General features: G+C 63.0%; 19 protein-coding genes, 7 tRNA genes and 1 riboswitch. Of the genes, 18 read left to right on the top strand and 8 right to left on the bottom strand.

Annotated features, from left to right (window positions below; genetic code table 11):
• Nucleotides 1-70: 70 nt before the first annotated feature.
• A riboswitch (FMN riboswitch) is annotated at nt 71-225 on the bottom strand.
• A gap of 79 nt (nt 226-304) precedes the next feature.
• From rpe to HNP00_RS11625, 5 genes are all read right to left on the bottom strand, one after another.
• Nucleotides 305-967: a ribulose-phosphate 3-epimerase gene (gene rpe / locus HNP00_RS11645; protein ID WP_184739409.1), complete on the bottom strand. Its 663-nt coding sequence runs from the start codon at nt 965-967 to the stop codon at nt 305-307.
• Between the two features lie 93 nt (nt 968-1,060).
• Complete coding sequence (locus tag HNP00_RS11640) at nt 1,061-2,608, bottom strand: RsmB/NOP family class I SAM-dependent RNA methyltransferase (protein WP_184739161.1); 1,548 nt, start codon at nt 2,606-2,608, stop codon at nt 1,061-1,063.
• Nucleotides 2,605-3,525, bottom strand: a complete 921-nt coding sequence (gene fmt, locus HNP00_RS11635) for a methionyl-tRNA formyltransferase (RefSeq protein WP_184739159.1) — start codon at nt 3,523-3,525, stop codon at nt 2,605-2,607. Before fmt ends, HNP00_RS11640 begins: the two co-directional genes overlap by 4 nt.
• Entirely contained in the window at nt 3,522-4,088 is a 567-nt protein-coding gene (def, locus tag HNP00_RS11630; protein WP_184739157.1) for a peptide deformylase, read from the bottom strand. The genes fmt and def overlap by 4 nt, the downstream gene beginning before the upstream one ends.
• 50 nt (nt 4,089-4,138) lie before the next feature.
• Nucleotides 4,139-5,020: a cytochrome gene (locus tag HNP00_RS11625; protein ID WP_184739155.1), complete on the bottom strand. Its 882-nt coding sequence runs from the start codon at nt 5,018-5,020 to the stop codon at nt 4,139-4,141.
• A gap of 152 nt (nt 5,021-5,172) precedes the next feature.
• Between HNP00_RS11625 and HNP00_RS11620 the strand changes: the two genes are divergently transcribed.
• Nucleotides 5,173-6,321, top strand: coding sequence for a GGDEF domain-containing protein (locus HNP00_RS11620; protein WP_184739153.1), 1,149 nt, complete (start codon nt 5,173-5,175; stop codon nt 6,319-6,321).
• A gap of 76 nt (nt 6,322-6,397) precedes the next feature.
• Here the strand turns inward: HNP00_RS11620 and HNP00_RS11615 are convergent.
• Nucleotides 6,398-6,472, bottom strand: a tRNA-Val gene (locus HNP00_RS11615).
• 327 nt (nt 6,473-6,799) lie between these two features.
• On the opposite strand from HNP00_RS11615, the gene HNP00_RS11610 reads away from it, so the two are divergent.
• The 8 genes from HNP00_RS11610 to HNP00_RS11575 all read left to right on the top strand — a co-directional run bounded on the left by HNP00_RS11610 (nt 6,800) and on the right by HNP00_RS11575 (nt 10,849).
• Nucleotides 6,800-6,872, top strand: a tRNA-Gly gene (locus HNP00_RS11610).
• 55 nt (nt 6,873-6,927) lie between these two features.
• Nucleotides 6,928-6,998 (top strand) — tRNA-Cys (locus HNP00_RS11605).
• A 41-nt stretch (nt 6,999-7,039) separates the two neighbouring features.
• Nucleotides 7,040-7,114, top strand: a tRNA-Val gene (locus HNP00_RS11600).
• A gap of 58 nt (nt 7,115-7,172) precedes the next feature.
• Nucleotides 7,173-7,245 (top strand) — tRNA-Gly (locus HNP00_RS11595).
• Between the two features lie 49 nt (nt 7,246-7,294).
• Nucleotides 7,295-7,369: transfer RNA gene (locus HNP00_RS11590), tRNA-Val, on the top strand.
• 58 nt (nt 7,370-7,427) lie between these two features.
• Nucleotides 7,428-7,503 (top strand) — tRNA-Gly (locus tag HNP00_RS11585).
• Nucleotides 7,504-7,759: 256 nt separating this feature from the next.
• Nucleotides 7,760-9,169 (top strand): amino acid permease, encoded by a 1,410-nt coding sequence (locus HNP00_RS11580; protein ID WP_221451419.1) that lies wholly within the window; start codon nt 7,760-7,762, stop codon nt 9,167-9,169.
• A 462-nt stretch (nt 9,170-9,631) separates the two neighbouring features.
• On the top strand, nt 9,632-10,849 hold the full coding sequence (locus HNP00_RS11575; protein ID WP_184739149.1) for a benzoate/H(+) symporter BenE family transporter: 1,218 nt from the start codon (nt 9,632-9,634) through the stop codon (nt 10,847-10,849).
• Nucleotides 10,850-10,860: 11 nt separating this feature from the next.
• Here HNP00_RS11575 and zapE read toward each other — a convergent pair whose 3' ends face one another.
• A complete protein-coding gene (gene zapE, locus HNP00_RS11570; RefSeq protein WP_184739147.1) occupies nt 10,861-11,898 on the bottom strand; it encodes a cell division protein ZapE in 1,038 nt (345 codons plus the stop codon).
• A gap of 208 nt (nt 11,899-12,106) precedes the next feature.
• Here zapE and HNP00_RS11565 point away from each other — a divergent pair, with 208 nt between their 5' ends.
• From HNP00_RS11565 to ybaK, 3 genes are all read left to right on the top strand, one after another.
• Nucleotides 12,107-13,030, top strand: a complete 924-nt coding sequence (locus tag HNP00_RS11565) for a sulfurtransferase (RefSeq protein ID WP_184739145.1) — start codon at nt 12,107-12,109, stop codon at nt 13,028-13,030.
• An 88-nt stretch (nt 13,031-13,118) separates the two neighbouring features.
• Nucleotides 13,119-13,574 (top strand): SufE family protein, encoded by a 456-nt coding sequence (locus HNP00_RS11560; protein ID WP_184739143.1) that lies wholly within the window; start codon nt 13,119-13,121, stop codon nt 13,572-13,574.
• Between the two features lie 18 nt (nt 13,575-13,592).
• Nucleotides 13,593-14,084, top strand: coding sequence for a Cys-tRNA(Pro) deacylase (ybaK, locus tag HNP00_RS11555; RefSeq protein ID WP_184739141.1), 492 nt, complete (start codon nt 13,593-13,595; stop codon nt 14,082-14,084).
• Nucleotides 14,085-14,131: 47 nt separating this feature from the next.
• Here ybaK and HNP00_RS11550 read toward each other — a convergent pair whose 3' ends face one another.
• Nucleotides 14,132-15,382 (bottom strand): S9 family peptidase, encoded by a 1,251-nt coding sequence (locus HNP00_RS11550; protein WP_184739139.1) that lies wholly within the window; start codon nt 15,380-15,382, stop codon nt 14,132-14,134.
• 151 nt (nt 15,383-15,533) lie between these two features.
• Here HNP00_RS11550 and HNP00_RS11545 point away from each other — a divergent pair, with 151 nt between their 5' ends.
• The 6 genes from HNP00_RS11545 (at nt 15,534) to HNP00_RS11520 (ending at nt 20,693) form a co-directional block, all read left to right on the top strand.
• Nucleotides 15,534-16,025 (top strand): hypothetical protein, encoded by a 492-nt coding sequence (locus HNP00_RS11545; protein WP_184739137.1) that lies wholly within the window; start codon nt 15,534-15,536, stop codon nt 16,023-16,025.
• A 13-nt stretch (nt 16,026-16,038) separates the two neighbouring features.
• Complete coding sequence (gene msrB / locus HNP00_RS11540; protein WP_260404916.1) at nt 16,039-16,530, top strand: peptide-methionine (R)-S-oxide reductase MsrB; 492 nt, start codon at nt 16,039-16,041, stop codon at nt 16,528-16,530.
• A gap of 188 nt (nt 16,531-16,718) precedes the next feature.
• A complete protein-coding gene (locus tag HNP00_RS11535; RefSeq protein ID WP_184739135.1) occupies nt 16,719-18,095 on the top strand; it encodes a DUF6421 family protein in 1,377 nt (458 codons plus the stop codon).
• A complete protein-coding gene (locus HNP00_RS11530; protein WP_184739133.1) occupies nt 18,095-18,835 on the top strand; it encodes an SDR family NAD(P)-dependent oxidoreductase in 741 nt (246 codons plus the stop codon). Before HNP00_RS11535 ends, HNP00_RS11530 begins: the two co-directional genes overlap by 1 nt.
• A 9-nt stretch (nt 18,836-18,844) precedes the next feature.
• On the top strand, nt 18,845-19,957 hold the full coding sequence (locus HNP00_RS11525) for a low specificity L-threonine aldolase (RefSeq protein WP_311770564.1): 1,113 nt from the start codon (nt 18,845-18,847) through the stop codon (nt 19,955-19,957).
• 61 nt (nt 19,958-20,018) lie between these two features.
• A complete protein-coding gene (locus HNP00_RS11520; protein ID WP_184739131.1) occupies nt 20,019-20,693 on the top strand; it encodes a DUF3000 domain-containing protein in 675 nt (224 codons plus the stop codon).
• Nucleotides 20,694-20,719 lie beyond the last annotated feature (26 nt).

Here is a 20,719-nt window from a genome sequence, read left to right as displayed (position 1 = left end):
GAATGCCGCGATGGCTCCGGGGGTGTACGACAGCGCAATGCCGGGCGCACAGAACGCCCAAGGCATGACTGTACGTGCTTCTCCCATCCAGACTTTAACTGTCGGTACCGGAATTCCACCAGTTCAACCGTCCGCCGTCGTGAATCCCGTCAAGGAAACGCGATGGCTCGCGGGTCGCGGACTATAACCGCCGGTTCGGAATTACACCGACCCCGGAGCACGTATGTGTGTTGTTATTCTGTCACAACTGGAGGCCTGGCCGATGTATTCCCGGAGCAATATGCATGCAATTGCGTCATTGTCGTCACATTGCCGCCAAGCCCGCAGCGCGCAGCCGTTCAATGGCGGCAGCAGGATCCTCGTGGCCGTAGACGGCGGACCCGGCGACGAACACATTCGCCCCGGCCTCGGCCGCCCGGACGATGGTCTCCTCGGTGACGCCGCCATCAATCTGCAGGGCGACGCCGATGCCAGAGCCGTCGATCGCGGCACGCGCCCGCCGGATCTTGGGCAGGGTGACGTCCAGGAAAGACTGTCCACCGAAGCCCGGTTCCACGGTCATGATGAGGAGCATGTCCAATTCGCTGAGCATGTCCAGGTACGGTTCCACCGGAGTGGCCGGACGAAGCGCCATTCCGGCCTTCGATCCACGCGCACGGAGCTCACGGGCGAGCTTGATGGGAGCCATCGCAGCCTCAGCGTGGAAGGTCACGGAAGCCACCCCGGCGTCGGCGTAAGCCGGTGCCCAGCGGTCGGCGTCGGCGATCATCAAATGGGCGTCCAACGGGACCGGGCTCACTGCCTGGATCCGCGCCACAACCGGCAGCCCGAGCGTCAGGTTGGGCACAAAGTGGTTGTCCATCACATCGACGTGTACGGCGTCGGCGTTGCTGATTCTCTTCAGCTCGGCTTCCAGGTTCACGAAGTCCGCGGACAGGATGCTCGGGTTGATACAGCACTCAGTCAAGGCAGTCCCCTCAGGGTTGGTGGCGATCTGGTATTTTTGGCAATTCCCCAGCTTAGGCATGCCCCGCCTTCGGCCGGGGAAGGGCATGGAAGGTTACGGCTTCTTCCGTATCAGCGCCAGGAACATCGCGTCTGTTTGATGCACGTGCGGCCAAAGTTGCGCCGTCAACTCGTGCCCTGCGCCCAGGCTTCCCGTCAGGCTGACAGCGTCCAAGGCCGCGCCCGCGTCGATTTGCTCCAGATCTTCCCGCTTGCGCATGACATCGCTGACGACCGCAATGGTTTCGGCCGGGTGCGGCGAGCAGGTCACGTACGCCACCACTCCTCCCGGTTTGACGGCGTCGATGGCCGAGTTGAGCAATTCACGCTGCAACGGACCAAGATCGGCGAGGTCCTTGGGGGTCCTGCGCCAGCGCGACTCAGGGCGGCGACGCAGCGCGCCAAGGCCGCTGCAGGGGACGTCGACCAACACCCGGTCGAAGGTTTCCGGTTGTTCCGTGCCGACGTCGCGTCCGTCTCCAACCCGGACGGTCCAGGCGTCCGCCGGAACCGCTGAGAGCGCCTGGCTGACCAGCTTCGCCCGGTGCTCCGCGGGCTCGTTGGCCAAGAGGGTCGCCCCTTCTTGATGAGCGAGGGCGGCCAGCAGTGCAGCTTTACCGCCTGGACCTGCGCAAAGGTCAAGCCATTTCTCGCCGTTGGCGATGTGCCCAAGGTTCACGCCCACGACGGCGCGGGCTACCAACTGGGATCCGACATCCTGAACGCGTGTGGTGCCTTCGCGGATGGAAGACATGCGGCCGAGGTCGCCACCGCTGGGCAAAGCCGAGTCGATCACGAGCTCGCCGGGAGTGGCGCCACTCTCGAGTGCTTCGTCCAGGCTACCGATGCCGGGAAGCGCCACCAGGTTCACCACGGGGGCGGCGTTGTCGGCTTCGAGCAGTTCGGTGATTTCGCTCGCAGGACGGCCATGCATGACGAGCGACTGTCGCAACGCCCTGACAATCCACTCCGGGTGCGCATGGCGTACCGAGGCGATCTTGGTTTCGTCGGTCTCGTATTCCAGCAGGTGGTCGAGCCATTCCGACAACGTCCTGGCGGTGACCTTTCGGAGCACTGCGTTGATGAGCGACGACGGGCCGGCTCCGATGACTGCGCGGGCCAGCCCGACGGTCTGGTCGAGTGCGGCGTGAGCCGGAACGCGCATGGCGAGCAGCTGGTGGGCCCCAAGGCGCAACGCATCAAGGACTGCCGGATCGAGTTGGGCGAGCGGCCGGTCGACGCACTTGGCAAGGACGGCGTCGTACGTTCCCTGGCCGCGCAGTGCCCCGTAGCTTAGCTCGGTGGCGAATCCGGCGTCGCGCTTGTCCAGGTGATGGTGGCGGATCCGAGACGGAAGCACGAGGTTTGCATACGCGTCTTCCGAAGCGACTGCTCGCAAGACTTCGAACGCCACCAATCGTGCCGGATCCGCGCGCCGGGTCCGCTGCGATGGTGCGTTTGCGGAAAAACCGCGCTGCGGACCCCGATTGCGTTCACGGCCTTGGGCATCGCGGTTGCTTTCGCCGCGGGGACCGCGGTTGTCGCGTCCCCCACCGTCCCTGTTCCCACTGTTGTTGGGGCCGCGCCGGCCGGACTCACTCATTCGAATTCCACGCTTTCTGGTGTTGCCAAACCACGGGCCCAATCGGCCGACGGCATCATCTTCTTGCCTGCTGGCTGGATCCGCCCGAGCTGCACTGCATGGGATCCGGTCCCAACAAGGACGTTCTTGCCATCAACCCGAATCCGACCCGGCGCAAGATCGCGCGTGTCCGGGCGCATGCCCACCGGATCGAGCTTGACCCTTTGCCCGTCGAGCATGGTCCACGCACCGGGTTCAGGCGTGGCGCCCCGGGATCTCCGGTTGATGGCGAGGGCCGGTTGCGTCCAGTCGAGCCGGCCGTCGTCGAGCGTTAGTTTGGGCGCCAGCGAGACTTCGCCTTGCTGGGGTTGAGGTGCCGCTTTTCCGGCGTCGACAGCCGATAGCGTCTGGCTCAGCAAGACCGCGCCGCTGTGCGAGAGCCGCTCCAGCAAGTCGCCCGCGGTGTCATCGAGCCGCACGACTTCCGTCAAAGTCCCGAAGACGGGTCCGGTGTCGAGTCCTTCCTCGAGGAGGAAGGTTGCCGCTCCGGTGATGTCGTCACCGGCGATGACTGAACGCTGCACAGGTGCGGCGCCCCGCCACGCTGGGAGGAGGGAGAAGTGGAGGTTGATCCAGCCATGGCGCGGCACCTCGAGTGCGGCCTTGGGGACAAGGCCCCCGTAGGCAACGATCGCGGCGACGTCCGGCTCATAGGAAGCGATCCGCTCCGTGGTGGCGGAGTCCACCTTGGATGCGTGGATAATATCTATGCCAAGTTCGGCCGCGCGGGCTGCCACGGGCGACGGGGTGAGGATACGCTTGCGGCCGACAGGGGCGTCCGGCCTGGTCAGCACCGCCACGATCTCGAAGCCTGCCTCGATCAGCGCATCAACGGAAGGAACGGCGACGGCGGGGGTGCCGGCGAAAAGCACCCTCATTCGGCAGCCCCGAAGCTGCCGAAGCTGGAGCCCACTGTATTGGCCCGCTTGGCCGCGGTTTGCTCAGTGACGGAGTGGTAGTTCGCCGCGCGGATGGCTCGGAGCGCGGTTTTGCGATCCTCCCCTTCCAGACGGTCCGTGAAAAGGATGCCGTCCAGATGGTCGGTTTCGTGCTGGAAACAGCGGGCGAGCATGCCCTCCGCCTCAACCGACACGGGGTTGCCGTTCATGTCCACGCCCGTGGCACGGGTGGTTTTGCGACGGCGAACCGGGAACGCGAGTCCGGGAATGGAGAGGCAGCCTTCTACTTCGTCGGGCTGGAAGTCATCGCTGTTCTCAAGCACGGGGTTGATGATGTGGCCTTCCACGCCCCCGATCCGGTACGTAAAGACCCGCTGGCTGACGCCGACCTGCGGGGCGGCGAGGCCAGCACCGTCCACGTCTTCCATGGTTTCGGTCATGTCCGAAACAAGCTTGGCGAGCTCAGGCCCGAATTCCGTGACTGGATCAGCAACCGTGCGGAGCACGGGATCGCCGATGATACGGATACTCAAAATGGCCATGTGCTGTCTTTCCTCACGATCGGCAAAGCTTCGGTCCCGCAAAAGGGGACCTAGTTCAGTTTAGTTGAGCCTGAGGGCGCCACGGTGGCAGGGTACGACGGCGGAGCAACAGGGAGCAGCGCCGTTCCGGCTGCGGCAACATCGGCGGACATCTCCCACACCCGCTTCAAGGCGCAGAACTTCCACCAGTGGTGCTTGAGAACGTCCGGATTGGCCCGTTGGGGACGCACTTCAGTCTCGCCGATGGCCACTGCAAGCAGAACAGGGTTTTCCCCGTATTTCCACGGTTCCCACTCCCCTGCCACTGGATCCACGAGGCTTTCCTCGGCCTTCATGCCCGCTACCAGTTGCATCACCACCTTGTCATCGAGGGGTTTTACTGTTCCATCACGGGTGGTGCCCTTGGTCTTGTAGTCGATCAGGCAGATCCGGCCGTTGATTTTGGCCACGAGGTCCAAGGTTCCGGCGTAGCCGACGCTTGAGTTCCACACAGTGATTTCGGGTGCAATGGGCTCCACGCGGTACAGCTCCCACCATTCATCGAAGCGGGCTGCGAAGGCTTCCTCGCCGTTTGAGGCGAGCTCATCGAGGGCTTCCTTCACTCGGTGTGGGCGTCCGAGGGCCTGGAGGGCTACTTGTTCGCAGTAGTTATGCACACGGTCGCCGCGGCGTGCGGCGTCGTCCCGGTACACCTCGGCCGCTTTGGCTGCTTTGTTGACGGCTTGCCGCATCTTGGCAGGACTGGAGAGATGCTGCGGAAGTTCCGGGTCTTTCGCAAGGCTGCTCGCACCCATGTAGCCGAACCAACCGTCCAGGGAGTGGGCCTGCTGGCCGATCACCGTGGTGATGGAAGGGACAGAGAAGGACTCGGACGTGGACCGGGCGTACATCCGGCCGTATTCGGTGGCGTGGGCAAGCAGTGGATCTGTCATGGGAAAACTCTTTCACACACCGCTGACAGGAAGACGCGCACGGGGTCGGATCACCCCTACCCCGTAACGAAAGAGGCACGGATGCACGGCGAACCGGATTCGTTGACCCGCGATGCCATAATTGGTCACGTCCTCGGCTACGGGAGCGAACAATGGTCCTCGATATAACAACCCTGCGGGTGGCCCTTGGCGTGGTCGCCCTTACCCAGCTCCTTCTGTTCTACGCATCGTTTCGGCGCACGCGGTCGTCCTACAACGGATGGTGGTGCATCGCCCTCCTTTTCTTCCTCTCCGGGAACCTAGCCTTCCTTCTCAACGGGACACCGCATCAAGTCTGGGCAAATCCGTCGGGGAACGTCCTCCTGGTAGGTGGAGCGTTCAGCGTGTGGACCGGTGCCCGATCCTTGAGGATGCTGCCGCCGCCAAAGTGGCAATTTGCAGCGGCGTGTGGCATCACGGCCCTCGCCTCTGTCTTGGAAAGCCCTGGTTACAATACGTGGTCCGGAGGCTTGGTGTATCTGGGTTTCATGACGCTTGGCATCGCGTTGGCTTCCCGCGATCTGTGGCTACTGGATTCCAGTTACTCGCATGTCCACAAATCGATGGCCCTGGCCGCCGGATTCCTGGCGGCTTACTATTTCTGCCGCCTGTCCGTATATGTCGTCGAAGGACCGACCGGCCCAAATTTCCGCTTGTATTTTGGCCCGGCCATGGCCAGCTTGGTCACGCTGATACTGCTGGTTGCCGTGTCATTCAGCATGACCGCCCTCAGCAACGACCAGTTGATCAACCGGCTAAGCGAACGCGCTGCCCGTGACAACCTGACCGGGCTCCTCAACCGTGGTACCTTCCTGGAGTTGGCCACCAAGGAACTGCAGCGCCTACAAACCACAAGTTTGGTGGCTTCCTTGATCCTGGCTGACTTGGACCACTTCAAAACGATCAATGATGAGTACGGCCATGCTGCCGGCGACGCCGCGCTCCAAGCCTTCGCGGTTGCCTGCACGGAATCGGTACGGTCCACCGACTTAGTTGGACGATACGGTGGCGAAGAGTTCATCCTTCTCCTGCCTGGAGCGAGCCAGGAACGGGCTGAGGGCATCGCGGCCGACATCAATCGCGCATTGGCGGAAACCAAACGCCTCGCGGGCATTCACATTCCAACGGCGAGCTACGGCGTTACTGCTAGCTCGTACGACGGCGTCGACCTCTCAGCGATGATCGCTGCCGCAGACGCGGCCCTCTACCAAGCCAAGTCCCTCGGAAGGAACCGGGTGGTCAGGGCAGCCCCTCATCCGTGAGCGCATCAGGGATTTCACGAGCAACGACAAGAGGCCCTGCTCGAAACATGAACCATGTTTCGAGCAGGGCCTCCCTTGGTGGGCGATACTGGGTTCGAACCAGTGACCTCTTCGGTGTGAACGAAGCGCGCTACCACTGCGCCAATCGCCCGTGCACAAGAAGACTAACCGACCCCGGCCGGAATTCAAAAATCGGGAAAACGGGAGGAAAAGTCGCTCGGAAACTCACCCGTCGCCAAGACGCATCGGAAGAGACAATCCAGCGCCTCCACGGTTCAACAACTCCCACGAAAGGCGCGAAACGGCCGATGAATCACAGCCATGTAACTCGTAAAACCCGCGCCAATTCAAGGAAGTTGAGGACATTGCTTTCGATTCGGGCCGATCGATTTGGAGTTTCCCGGAACCTCCTATAGAGTTTTTACTCGTCGGAAAGCGACGGAATGCCACGTGTGGGCAGGCCGGCGAATAAGACTATGCGGACGTAGCTCAGCTGGTAGAGCACCACCTTGCCAAGGTGGATGTCGCGAGTTCGAATCTCGTCGTCCGCTCGCAGGACACTGTCACGGCATTGACTTCTTGGAACCCCAGGAATCGTGCTTACACGGTGGGTTGGCCGAGAGGCGAGGCAGCGGCCTGCAAAGCCGTATACACGGGTTCGAATCCCGTACCCACCTCGGTGAAAACCTTGGTTTCCGGTCCAGGCCGGATAGCATTTGGGCGATTGGCGCAGCGGTAGCGCGCTTCCCTGACACGGAAGAGGTCACTGGTTCGATCCCAGTATCGCCCACCAAGGCAAGGCAACTTGCTTGTTGATGAACGTTCGGCCCAGGCCGGGGTGGTCATCATGTGCGGACGTAGCTCAGCTGGTAGAGCACCACCTTGCCAAGGTGGATGTCGCGAGTTCGAATCTCGTCGTCCGCTCTCCTATTTTAAGGTCCCGGCAACGGGCCGGCCGGCACATGCCGGATCCGGGCGATTGGCGCAGCGGTAGCGCGCTTCCCTGACACGGAAGAGGTCACTGGTTCGATCCCAGTATCGCCCACCAAGGCAAGGCAACTTGCTTGTTGGTGAATATCCGGCCATCACCGGTGCGATCATCATGTGCGGACGTAGCTCAGCTGGTAGAGCACCACCTTGCCAAGGTGGATGTCGCGAGTTCGAATCTCGTCGTCCGCTCCAACCCACCGGCTTCCGGCAATCGCCAGGCTTCAAAACAGCGCCACCATCCAAGCAGCTCCGCGGAGCTGCTTTTTTTGTGCCCACAGCAGCAGCAGGGGGCCGCCCAAAGGAAAGATCGGCAGAACTGATCAATACCACTCAGCAAAAATCACTTTATCCAATGTGATTCGGATCGCATACTTTTCTTCAGACCCAATTCGTCCACGCCAACAGGCAGGAGTACACGGTGAATCAACAAACACTCGTCCGTTCGATCATGAGGAAGAAACCTATTGACGACATCGAGGAGGAAAGCAAGCACAGCGGGCTCTTCAAAAGCCTGGGCCTCTGGCAACTGACGGCCATCGGCGTTGGCGGCATCATCGGCGTCGGCATCTTCTCTTTGGCTGGCCTGGTCGCCCACGGAAGCAAAGACACCCCCGGCGTTGGCCCTGCGGTGCTGATCTCATTCCTGGTGGCAGGCCTTGCCTCGGCCGCCGCGGCCCTTTCCTACGCAGAATTCGCCGGCATGATTCCCCGCGCCGGTTCGGCCTATACCTATGGCTACGTTGCCCTGGGCGAGGTCATCGGCTGGTTCATCGGCTGGGACCTGCTGCTTGAGTACATCGCGATTGTCGCCGTGGTCGCGATTGGAATCTCCGGCTACTTTGATGCGTTCCTGTCCGGAGTCGGCATCCACATGCCCACCTGGATGACCTCGACGGTGGACGAAGGCAAGGGCGGCGTCATCAACCTGCCCGCCATCCTGGTCTGCCTGCTGGTCACCTGGATCCTGAGCCGCGGAACCAAGGCGTTTGGCCGCTTCGAACTTGTGGCCGTGGCAATCAAAGTGGTGCTCATTCTGTTCATCATCGGCCTGGGCATTTTCTACATCAACACCAACAACTACAACCCGTTCATGCCCAGCGGCTTCGGTCCGGTGCTGGCAGGCTCCGCCACCGTCTTCTTCGCAGTGTTCGGTTACGACGCCATGAGTACTGCGGCCGAGGAAGCCACGGACGGCAAGAAGCACATGCCGAAAGCCATTGTTCTGTCTCTTGTCATTGCCATGCTCCTCTACGTTGCAGCGACCCTGGTGCTCACCGGAATGCAGAACTACAAGGACATCAACCCCACCGCGGGTTTCGCCTCCGCCTTCACGGGCGTCGGCTTGCCCGTCATCGCAACTATCATCTCCGTGTTCGCAGTCCTGTCTATCCTGACCGTGATGCTAACCTTCCTCCTGGGCGTCACCCGCGTCTGGTTCTCCATGAGCCGCGATGGCCTGCTCCCGGGCTGGTTTGCCGGTACCGACAAGCACGGAACTCCGCAGCGCGTCACGTGGATCGCAGGCATCGCCTCGGCCTTGCTCGCAGGCGTCTTCCCCATCAAGGCTGTTGCAGACCTGACCAATATCGGCATCCTCGCCGCGTTTGTGGTGGTGTGCTTGGCAGTGATCGTCTTCCGCTACAAGAAGCCCAACGCTCCGCGCACCTTCAGGCTGCCCTTCATGCCCCTGGTTCCGGCCTTCGGCGTCCTCGCCTCGGCCTTCCTCATGATCCAGTTGCATTGGGAGACCTGGCTGCGCTTCGTTGTGTGGCTGGTCATCGGACTGGTGATCTACTTCAGCTACGGCCGCAAGCATTCCCTGATGAACCCGGACAGTCCGCGGCACCAGCAGATTTGACCGCCGGGATGAGTCACGGACATCCCCGTCAAACCAGACCTTGGCACCCCGAAGGTCTCGGGTTAGGATCGAGAACGGAGGAGCGATCTGGCTCCGTGATTGAAGGGAGGTGCCCGTGGGATTATTTGACGATCTGAAGGGCAAAGTTCAGGACCTCGTTGGTGGCAATGAAGAAGCCATCAAGGACGGCATCGAATAGACCGCCGATTTTATCGACGACTAGATGCGGTTCAGAGAGCCGCTTCCGAGTTCGTGGGCAACCTCGACGGTTTGCTGTAAGGGCTACGGCCTGGATAGCTCCCTCCGCCAATGAGGCTCCGTAGCCGGTTCATCCGGCCAGAGCTCCCGAATACAGTTACGTCAACGGGGCACCGGTCCCGCCGCGAGGCGCCGCCGGTGCCCTAGGCGTTTAACCGTTGTCGCCTCGGCCGACGCGCCCCGGCTCCGGTAACGTGGGTGACTATGCCAGCGTCACCTCTCCAGACCGGACAGCCACGCCCGATTTCCGCCTCCCGGCAGCTTTCCCGCCCTCTTGTGGCCGGAATCGTCACCGCGTTGGTCGGTTTCACTTCCTCCTTCGCCGTGGTCCTCGCGGGCCTGAGGGCCGTTGGGGCCACACAAGAGCAGGCCGCCAGCGGGCTCCTTGCCCTCACCCTGACCTTCGGGGTCGGCGTGCTCTGGCTGTCCTGGCGATCACGGTTGCCTGTCACGCTAGCGTGGTCGACGCCGGGCGCGGCCTTGCTCGCTGGGGCTGGAACGCCCGACGGCGGGTGGCCGTCCGCCGTCGGCGCCTTCCTTATCGCCGGTGCGCTAATCACCCTGACCGGATTGATTCCGCCCCTCGGCAGGCTCATCGCGAAGATTCCCACGGCCCTCGCCCAAGCAATGCTCGCCGGGGTCCTCCTGTCCCTCTGCCTTGCCCCGTTCAAAGCCCTGGGCACCGCTCCCCTGTTGGTGGCTCCCGTGATCCTCTGCTGGCTGATCATGATGAAGCTGGCACCCCGTTGGTCTGTCCCAGTCGCGCTGGTGGTGGCCCTCGCCGTCATGGGGTTCTACATCGTGCTGAACGGCGTGAGTATTCCCGCGAACCGCCTCTTGCCCGAATTGCACTGGACAACCCCCGCTTTCACGCTCAGCGCGGCAGCCGGCATCGCCCTGCCGTTGTTCATTGTCACCATGGCATCCCAGAACATTCCGGGGGTGGCCGTGCTGAAGTCCTTCGACTACACCGTCCCGTGGCGCCCATCGATGCTGGTGACCGGGGCAGGGACGGTGCTAGGGGCACCTTTTGGCGGGCACGCGATCAACCTGGCCGCGCTGAGCGCAGCGCTGGCAGCTGGAGAAGAGGCGGGCGAAGACCGGGGCCGGCGCTGGATCGCCGCCTTCACGTCGGGCCTTGCCTACCTCGTCCTTGCAGCCTTTTCCGCAGCCCTCGTGGCCGTCGTGGCGTCCGCACCGCCTGGGCTTTTGGAAGCCGTTGCGGGCTTGGCCCTCCTGGGCACGATGGCCTCCGCCGTCGCTTCGGCGCTTGCCGTCGCAGAAGAGCGCATTGGAGCATCGGTGACGTTCCTGATCGCTGCGTCGGGCCTTAGTTTCACGGGGATCGGCGCAGCGTTCTGGGCACTGGCCGCCGGAATCCTGGTGCGTTGGGTACTCAAGGACCGGAAGCCCCAAAAGTAGCGTGGGGCAGCTTAGGAGGGTTCGTGGTTCTGGCCCTCACGCGCCAAGGCAGTCAAGCGGGACACAGCGCGGAAGTACTTCTTCATGTACCCGCCGGTCATCATGTCCTCTGTGAAGAGCTTGTCGAACGGCACACCGCTCGCGAGAATCGGGACGTCCTTGTCATACAAACGGTCGGCCAGCACCACGAAGCGAAGGGCAACAGCCTGCTCGGTGATGGTTTCCACGTCCCGCCAAACAACGGCATCGATTCCTGCGATCAGCTTGCGATACCGGCTGGGGTGGACGCCGGCGAGGTGGTCGATCAAGCCGCGGAAGTCGTCGACAGCCACGGTCTGGCCATCGAATTCAGAGTGCATCTGGCGCTTGAGGTCCTCGGTCTTCAGCGGTGCCGGTGCGGCGGGCAAGCCGCGGTGCCGGAAGTCTTCGCCGTCAATCCTGACAACATCGAACTGGTCGGCGAGGACCTGGATCTCCCGCTGGAAGTCGACGGCGGCAAAGCGGCCGTCCCCGAGTGAGCCCGGAAGGGTGTTGGACGTCGCAGCGAGCTTGACGCCGGCGTCGGCCAACTCCCGCATGAGTCGGGACATCAGCACCGTGTCTCCCGGATCGTCGAGCTCAAACTCGTCAATGCAGACCAGCTTGTAGCTGCTCAGGGCTTCAACGGTTTTACGGAAGGACAGGGCGCCCACGAGGTTGGTGTATTCGACGAACGTTCCGAAAGCCTTCGGCCCCGGAGCCGAGTGCCAGAGAGACGCCAGCAGGTGGGTCTTGCCGACGCCGAATCCACCGTCAAGGTAGATGCCGGCCCTGTTGTTGACCTTCTTGCTGAAAAGACGCTTGAACAGGCCGTCTCCGTCGCCGGCACCGATCGTTGCCCCGAAGGCCCCCAGGGCCTTGACTGCCGCCGCCTGGCTCGGCTGGTTGGGATCCGGCCGGTAGCTGGTGAAGGACACCTCGCCGAACCGTGGCGAAGGGTAGAAACCCTTGAGAATCTCATCCGCTGAGACCGCCGGCGTGCGCGCGGCGAGCTGTTCGATCTGTACCAAGGCGGTCCGTTCTTTGTGTCGTAAGTCCCCAGCAAGAATACCGGCAATATCATGGGCTCGACGGACACGTGATCAAGGCCATATTTCACCATATGAACGAGGAAGAGCTTTAGTCCCCCGCCCTCGATAATGTGGGATCAATGCCGGGCACGTCCTCATGCCCGGCGCCGCCCGGTGTCAGTGAAAGTGTCAGTGAAAGGCCATACCAATGTCCTACCCCGTTGAACAGAATGAGAAGTTCGCCGCGTACGCCCACCCCGAGCGTCTGGTGTCCACCGAGTGGCTTGCCGCAGCCCTTGAAGGCGGCGCGCTCGGCGACGGCAAGCTGGTGGTTGTCGAATCCGACGAAGACGTCCTCCTGTACGAGACCGGCCATATTCCGGGCGCAGTCAAGATCGACTGGCACACGGACTTGAACGACGAAGTCACCCGGGACTACGTCGATGGCGCGGCTTTCGCAACCCTGGCGGCCGCAAAAGGCATCTCGCGCGACACCACTGTGGTGATCTACGGCGACAAATCCAACTGGTGGGCCGCGTACGCCCTCTGGGTCTTCACGCTGTTCGGCCACGAAGACGTCCGGCTCCTGGACGGTGGACGCGACAAATGGATCGCCGAAGGCCGCGATATCACCACCGACGTCCCTCAGCCGGTTCCGGGCGAGTACCCGGTCATCGAACGGAACGATGCCCCGATCCGCGCATTCAAGGATGACGTCCTGGCTCATTTTGGAAAGCCACTGATCGATGTCCGCTCCCCCGAGGAATACACGGGCCAGCGCACGCACATGCCGGCCTACCCCGAAGAAGGCGCCCTGCGCGGCGGCCACATTCCCACCGCCGCTTCCATCCCGTGGGCACGCGCTGCGGCCGAGGACGGCACATACCGCAACCGCACGGAACTTGAGGCTCTCTACCTCGGCGAAGCCGGCCTCGCCGAGGGCGACGACGTCGTGGCGTACTGCCGCATCGGCGAGCGTTCCAGCCACACCTGGTTCGCGTTGAAGTACCTGCTCGGCTTCGAAACGGTCCGCAACTACGACGGTTCCTGGACCGAATGGGGCAATGCGGTCCGCGTCCCGATCGTCAAGGGCGCGGAGCGGGGCACGGTCCCCGTCCTTGCCGGAAAGTAACCCTGAATCTCCGTGCCTTGCCATGTTGGCCTGGCCATATTGAAGTAACGGGCGCCGGACCGGCCCTGACTTGCGTAAGCTGGAAGCGATGAGTACCAATACCTTGCCCGCCGCGTTGGCGGAAATTGTCGATGACTTCCAGGCACTGACCGAGCCAGACCGCCTTCAGTTGTTGCTTGAGTTCTCCCGCGGACTCCCGGCCCTGCCGGAACGGCTGCTGGACCACCCGGAGCTCCTGGAGCAAGTGGTGGAGTGCCAGTCGCCGCTGTTCCTGACCATTGAACAGGAAAAGAACGCCGACGGCGTCGCTTACCGTTTGTTCTTCAAGGCACCACCGGAAGCGCCAACCACGCGTGGTTTCGCGGGTGTCCTGCACGAGGGACTGGACGGATTGACGGCCGCGGAGATCCTGGCAGTTCCGGATGACATGCCGGAACTGCTTGGCCTCACCCGGGCCATCACGCCGCTGCGCATGCGTGGCATGACCGCCATGTTGGGGCGCATCAAGCGCAAGGTCGCCGCAGCGGACCGCCTGCTGTCCTGATCCGGGATACCTCCGAGAATGGCCAAGAAACAGGCTTCACAGGGAACGCCGGCCACAGCCGTACTGGCTGCGGCCGGCGTTTCTTTCACCCTCCACCCGTACTTGCATGATCCGTCGGCGGCCAGCTACGGACTTGAGGCGGCCGAGGTCCTGGGAATCGATCCTGACAGGGTGTTCAAAACCTTGATGGTGGACGTCGAGGGCAAGCTTGCAGTGGGCATCGTTCCGGTCAGTGGAACCCTTGACCTCAAGGCAATCGCCGCCGTGCTTGGATCGAAGAAGGCCACCATGGCCGATCCCCAAGCGGCCGAGCGGCGCACCGGATATGTGTTGGGCGGGATTTCGCCCCTTGGCCAACGTCAGTCATCGCCCACTGTGCTTGACGAATCGGCGTTGGCCTTCGGGACTGTCCTCGTTTCCGGTGGACGGCGCGGCCTGGACATTGAACTGGATCCTGCGGACCTGATCCGGATCACGAACGCCCGGACTGCCCCGATCGGGAGCCACTAACAAACGCTCAGAGTCTCCCGTAGGCGCCTGAGCCCTAGGACTACAGGTCAAACGGATGGCGGCCCGCTCCGCGGCGCGAGCCTCGGCGCTAACCACGCGTGCACCAGCCGCTCCCACTTCTGCGGATCCACGTTCCACTCTTTGGTGTGTCGCGCTCCTTCGAACGCTTCAAACGTGACCATGTCCGGATTCTTTTCGGCGAGACTGGCTGAAGGTCCGTAGGGAACGTACTCATCGTCCACACTGTGGATCACCAGCGTCGGAGTCCGGAGTTCGACGGCACGTGAATCCCAGTCCATCGCTTTCAAGTCAACGGGGGCGGCCAGGCCGGTGAGGCGTCGGCCGAGGGGGTGCGCCAACATCAGCTGCCCGTAGCGGCCCACAGCGTAGGGAATCCTGTTGATTTGGGCGTGGTGTGCAAGGACGTTGACCCAATTGATCACCGGCGCGTCCAGAACCATGGCCCTGATGACATGGCGGTGGTGGGAAAGGTCAGCTGTCTGCAGGCAGATCGCGCCGCCCATCGACCACCCGAACAAGACCACCTCGTGCGCGCCATGGGCGAGCGCGTACTCAATGGCGGCATCGACGTCGCGCCATTCCGTAGACCCCAGGCCGTATCGCCCGTCGGGGGCAGAGGGTGCCAAGCCGTCGTTCCGGTAGGAAACCAGCAGGCTGTCGAGTCCGAGTTCGCGCGCGGCGCGCACTGCGCGCAGGCCTTCGAGGCGCGTAGCACCGCGGCCATGGACCATGATGGCCCACACCTTTGCGGGCTTCCCCGCACCGGAAGGGATCAGCCACGCCGGGGCTTGGCCGCCCTCGACATCGATCTTTACGTCTTTCGAGTCCAAGCCAAGTGCCGCAGGGGAGTTAAAGACGGCGCCGCTCCACCAACCGCGACGGGCTGTAGACAGGTCCCCGCTGTAGACCTCCTCTACTTCGCGCTGCACGGTGCGCTCTGCGGGCGAATAGGACACGATCCGGCCGATCCGCGCAAACCCGGTCCCCTCGGCGAAAAAGAGGCTGAACACTCCATCGATGGTGGTGTCCGGGGTAGCTGCAAGGATGACCTGAAGTCCATTGTCACTGCGCACCACCGCCAGTACTTCCTGGTCCGCCTCCCGTACCGAGGGGGTGATGATGCGCCGAGCGAAATAGGCTGCGAGCGCCGAAGATCCGGCGCCGAGCAGGCCGGCAATGCCGCTTCCAGCGATGATCCCCGCGACAGCCCATTTGGCGCGGGTGGACATTTTCGCACCGTTCTCGACGGCCGGCTCAGCTAGGGTCTTGGATGCCATGTGACCATTGTCCCGGTTGCGGGGCTGTGCTTTGAACAGCCGTTCTGTCTGTGTGCTGTCTAGGAGGCACAACCACGGCAGCTCCACAGCCGGGACAGAATTGCCGGGCCAAACCATGCCACCCGGAGCGCCTCAGGTCTACGCTGTAGCCATGAGTGATCCAATCGTCATCCTTACCGAAGAGCCTCTCGGCCCGGACGACCGCGTCAATATTGCCAAACTGCTCGACGGCGGGGACTCGCCCCTGGTGGTGCTGGTGCCGGCGAACACCGAACGGCACTTGCTCGTCGACTTCCTCGAAAACCTTTCGATGCTTGAAGTGGCCAAGGCCTTCCGGGACCTCGTCGCAGAGGCACCTGATCCCCAATCGGAGCGGGCGCAGGCCACGGAAGCCTTGTCGGCCTCCCTCGCTACCTTGGAGGGTCTAGGTGGCGGGGTCACAGGTGAAATCGTGGACGGCGGCGCAGTTGCCGGCTTGGTATCCAAGGTCAAGGCCCTTAACGCCGCACAGGCAGTGGTGGTCACCCGCCCGCACGCTATTGCCGATACCTTCCATACAGATTGGGCGAACAAGGCCCAGGACCAGTTGGGACTACCCGTGCTGCATCTATACGCGGGCTCGGGATTTATCGGCGACTCGTGAGCGTTGAGAGAGCATGAGCACTGCAGATAACAGGAAGTACTTCCAAGCCGCGGATCCCTTGGCCGGGGTACCCCTCCAAGAAGTCCCCAAGGACGGGCAATGCGTGGAGAAGACGGACGCTGAGTGGCGCGAAGAACTTACCCCGGAAGAGTTCAGGGTTCTTCGCGAGGCCGGGACGGAACGCCCCTATACGGGTGAATATTGGGACACACATACTGCGGGCGTCTACCAGTGCCGTGCCTGCGGCGCGGAGCTTTTCACCAGCAATGAGAAATTCGATTCGCATTGCGGTTGGCCCTCTTTCTGGGCACCTCTCGCAGAGGGCACCGTCAGGTACATCCATGACCGCACCTTGGGCATGGATCGCGTAGAAGTCCGCTGCGCTAATTGCGATTCTCACTTGGGCCATGTTTTCGAGGGCGAGGGCTACGGTACGCCGACCGACCAGCGGTACTGCATTAATTCCGTTTCGCTCAAGCTCGTCGAGTCCCCGGCCGGGCAGTAATTCCAATCGGCAACCCCAAGTAGCCGGCGGTCCCCACGGCCAGCCCTGCCCGGGCTGGACCTTGCGGGGGCTGCCGGAAGCACTTGCACAAGAGTTTCTTATGCTCAAGCCACTTTTGAATTAGCGACTCTGACCGCTTGCTACGCTCACCTCAGAACAACGATTCTTGAGGAAAGGCACCGTCAACGATGACCACCACCGCTACCACCACCCGTCCGCGCATCACCTCGGACAACCGGGACTGGATCTCTCTGAAGGCCGCAGCCACTGCCCTCCAGGCGTTCCAGAGCCAGGACGGCTCCATCCAGGATTCCATGCACCATGGGGCAGCCCGGGAGTACACGGCCACCATCATGGAGGCCATCAAGAGCCTGGCTCCCGCCTTTCCCCACGACTCCGCATATCTTGAACTCCTGGTCACGGATTTCGGCCGTTGGGCCGATGCCGGTTTCGGAGTCCCGGACTTCCTCGACTCCCTTCTGGCTTTCCAGCCCCAGGAACACCGCGAGGACGGGCTCCAGCACCTGGTCGTGTTCCCCATGTACACCCAGAACGGCAGCACCAGCCGCCTCGTGGAGGCTGTCCTCATCGAGGTGATCTGGCCTGAGTTCATCGGCGCGCTGGAGGCCGGCGACTACTCAAACAAGCTTTTCGTGCCCATCCGTTTCCTGGACTTCACCCCGGGCTACGACACCAATTCGGCCGTTCTCTTTCCCGAGACCGTCGCAGTTCGCCAGACGCCTGCCTTCACGTGGGGTGCCATCTTTGCCGACCGCGAGGCCGCACGCTTCCGCCGTGTCCTCAAGGCAGCCGCAACAACAACATCCCTGCAGCTGCCCGCAGATGCCGCCGAGCTTTTGGATGACCAGGAGCTCACGCAGCGGACCTTCGTCATGTGGGACCTGATCCATGACCGCACCCACATGCGCGGGGACCTCCCCTTCGACCCCTTCATGATCAAGCAGCGCATGCCGTTCTTCCTCTATTCGCTCGAAGAACTCCGCTGCGATCTGACGGCCTTCCGTGAATCCGTCCGGATCGAGAAGGATGAGGAAGCCTCGCCCGACGCCCGACGCCACGCCAAGCTCGTCCAGTACGCCGTCATCTTCGACCGTATTTTCCGCTTCGCCATCACGGGCAACCGGGTCCGCAACTACGACGGCCTGGGCGGCCAGCTCCTCTTCGCCTGGATGCACCAGCACCACGTCCTGCACTGGACCGACAGCAAGCTCAGCATCGACTGGGACGAAGCCGCCGCCGTCGTCGTCGAGCTCGGCGCGCAGATCGAGGAACTGTACTGGCGCTCCATCGACCGCCCCAAGGCCGCCCATTGGCTCGCTGCATATAAGCTCATTTCCAGTACGGTCACTCCACACCCGGCCTCGGTCTGGGCGAAGGGCCCAGAGGCATTGCCACTCGACGGGCCGCCCCGCGGCCTTACCGACCAGGTCCTCGACGATGAATTCCCCCTGTCCATGTTCTACGAAGCACTGGAGAAGAAAATGCGTCCCATCATCGAGTCAACCACGGGCATCACCGGCACTACCGGACTGACCGCAGCCTGATGGCCGGCGATCCGTTGAGCGTCGTCGTCACAGGCGGCAGCAACTCCTCGGGCATTGCCGTCGCCAGCGCTTTCGCGGCTGCCGGGCATCAGGTATTTACCGTCGGTTCGGACGACGCCCGTATCAAGGCTGCGGCGGCCGAAGCGGGCGATCGCGTTGTCCCTCTCGTCTGCGATCTTTCAAAACTGGCGTCGGTGCGCGAGCTCGCCTCGAAAATCCGCGGAAGCGCAGAACGGATCGACGGCGTCATCCACCTCGTGGGCGGATGGCGCGGTGCCAAGGGAATCGAAGACCAGCCCGACGAGGACTGGGATGCCCTTGAACAAAGCGCCATCACCACGCTGAGGAACGTTTCGCGGGTCTTCTACAAGGATCTTGAGGCCTCCCCTAGGGGACGCTTCGCCATGGTGAGTTCGACGGCGGTCGCCGCGCCCACTGCGGGAGCCGCCACCTACGCGGCGGCCAAGGCTGCCGCGGAGACCTGGACCCTGGCCGTGGCCGACGGGTTCCGCCGCGATCAAGCAGGCAACTCAGGCAACACGGACGAACCCACGGAACAGCACAGCGCCGCCGTCGTCTTTGTGGTCAAGTCACTCCTGGACGCGGCGATGCGGAGGGAACATCCCGAGCGGAAATTCCCCGGATACACGGACGTCGAGGAACTGGCGGCGGCGGCCGTCGGGCTCTTCGACAAGCCAGCAGCGGAACTGAACGGACAGCGCCTCCTTCTGGCCAAATAGACTGAAAGCGTGAATGAACAAGTGACGAGCATTACAAAAGAATTCCCGGCCGGCCTGGACACCGAAGCCGCAGGACGCCTCCACGATCCCTCGGTCCGCGGATTCGCTTCGGACAACTACTCCGGAGTCCACCCTGAAATCCTGGCGGCCCTCGCAGCAGCGAATGGCGGCCACCAGGTCTCCTACGGCGAGGACCAGTACACGGAGCGGCTCCAGGAAGTCATGGAGCAGCACTTCGGCGCCGGCATCGAGTGTTTCCCGGTCTTCAACGGCACTGGGGCCAATGTGTTGTCGCTGCAGTCACTGCTGCCGCGCTGGGGTGCCGTCATCTGCGCCTCGACTGCCCACATCAACATGGACGAAAACGGCGCGCCCGAGCGAATCGGCGGCATCAAGCTCCTCCAGGTCCCTACTCCGGATGGCAAGCTGACTCCCGAGCTGATCGACCGTGAGGCTTGGGGCTGGGGCGACGAGCACCGTGCGCAGCCGCTGGCCGTGTCCATCACGCAGACCACGGAGCTTGGCACGTGCTACACGCCGGAAGAAATCCGGGCGATCGCCGACCACATCCATGCCAAGGGCATGAAATTGCACATGGACGGCGCCCGGCTCGCCAATGCTGCAGCCCACCTTGGCGTGCCTTTGCGGATGTTCACCCGCGACGCCGGTGTGGACATTTTGTCCTTCGGCGGCACTAAGAACGGGCTGCTGTTCGGCGAGGTAGTGGTGGCGCTAAACCCGGAGGCCGCACATGGGCTGAAGTTCCTTCGCAAGATGAACATGCAGCTGGCCTCGAAGATGCGCTTCATTTCGGCCCAGTTCATCGCGCTCCTGGAGTCCGGGCTGTGGCTTCGCTCGGCAGCACACGCTAACGCCATGGCCGCGCGGTTGCGTGCCGCGGTGGATTCCATCGACGGTGTGGAACCCACGCAGGCCACCGAGTCCAACGGGGTCTTCGCGGTGCTCCCGGCCGGCGTCGCCGACCGCCTTCGCCCGTCTTTCAAGTTCTATGACTGGAACGAAGCGAACCGCGAAGTGCGCTGGATGTGTTCTTTCGACACCACGGAAGAGGACATAGATTCCTTCGTTGCCGCAATCAAGCGTGAGCTGGCCTCGGCATAGGCCGCTGGACGGGGCGGCGTGGCTTCAAGCTTTCGCCGCCTCGGACACATAATCTGCGAAGGTGAACGCACTCGCACAGGTTCCCGCGGATTTCTTGCATGCGTTGGGAACGCTACGAAAAGCACAGTGCCGGAGTGAGCTGCGGCTCGCGGAGATTCCGGCGCCCTCCCGCTTGGCCCCCTATGCCGTGGCCTTGGGGGCGGAGGTTTTCAGCCGCTCGACGCGTCCTGGCCGAACTCCTGTCCATGGCCCGGCGGCCATCGCATTTACCAAAGAAAACACCCCCGGCGCCTCCGGTTTCGCCGGTACGGCGGATGACGAAGACGATGAACTCGCGACAGGCAGGTTCATCCTTCTCCATGATCCCGACGGCTCGGCGGTGTGGGACGGGGAATTCCGGATCGTCACCTACATCAGGGCCCAGCTGGAAGCCGACATGGGCAACGACGCCATGCTCGGTTCCGTGGCCTGGACCTGGCTCGTCGATGCTCTCGAAAGCCATTCCGCCCAGTACCGGGCGGCGGGGGGAACGGCCACACGCATCCTGTCCGAGAGCTTCGGCACCTTGGCCGAAAGGCCGGAGACCATCGACATCGAACTCCGCGCATCGTGGACACCAGCGTCTTCCGATGCCCAGGCGCACTTGGAGGCGTGGTGCGACATGGTCTGCACGTTCGCAGGCCTCCCTCCCCTGCCTCCCGGCGTCACGCCGCTGCCACATCGGCGGCTTACATGAAAGAGCTGGAAGCTCGCTGGAATCCC

Source organism: Arthrobacter sp. AZCC_0090, assembly GCF_014207375.1.
In the GTDB taxonomy this organism is placed as follows: domain Bacteria; phylum Actinomycetota; class Actinomycetes; order Actinomycetales; family Micrococcaceae; genus Arthrobacter.
Note: the sequence above shows the minus strand (reverse complement) of the source record. Positions and strands in the feature narration are given on the sequence as shown.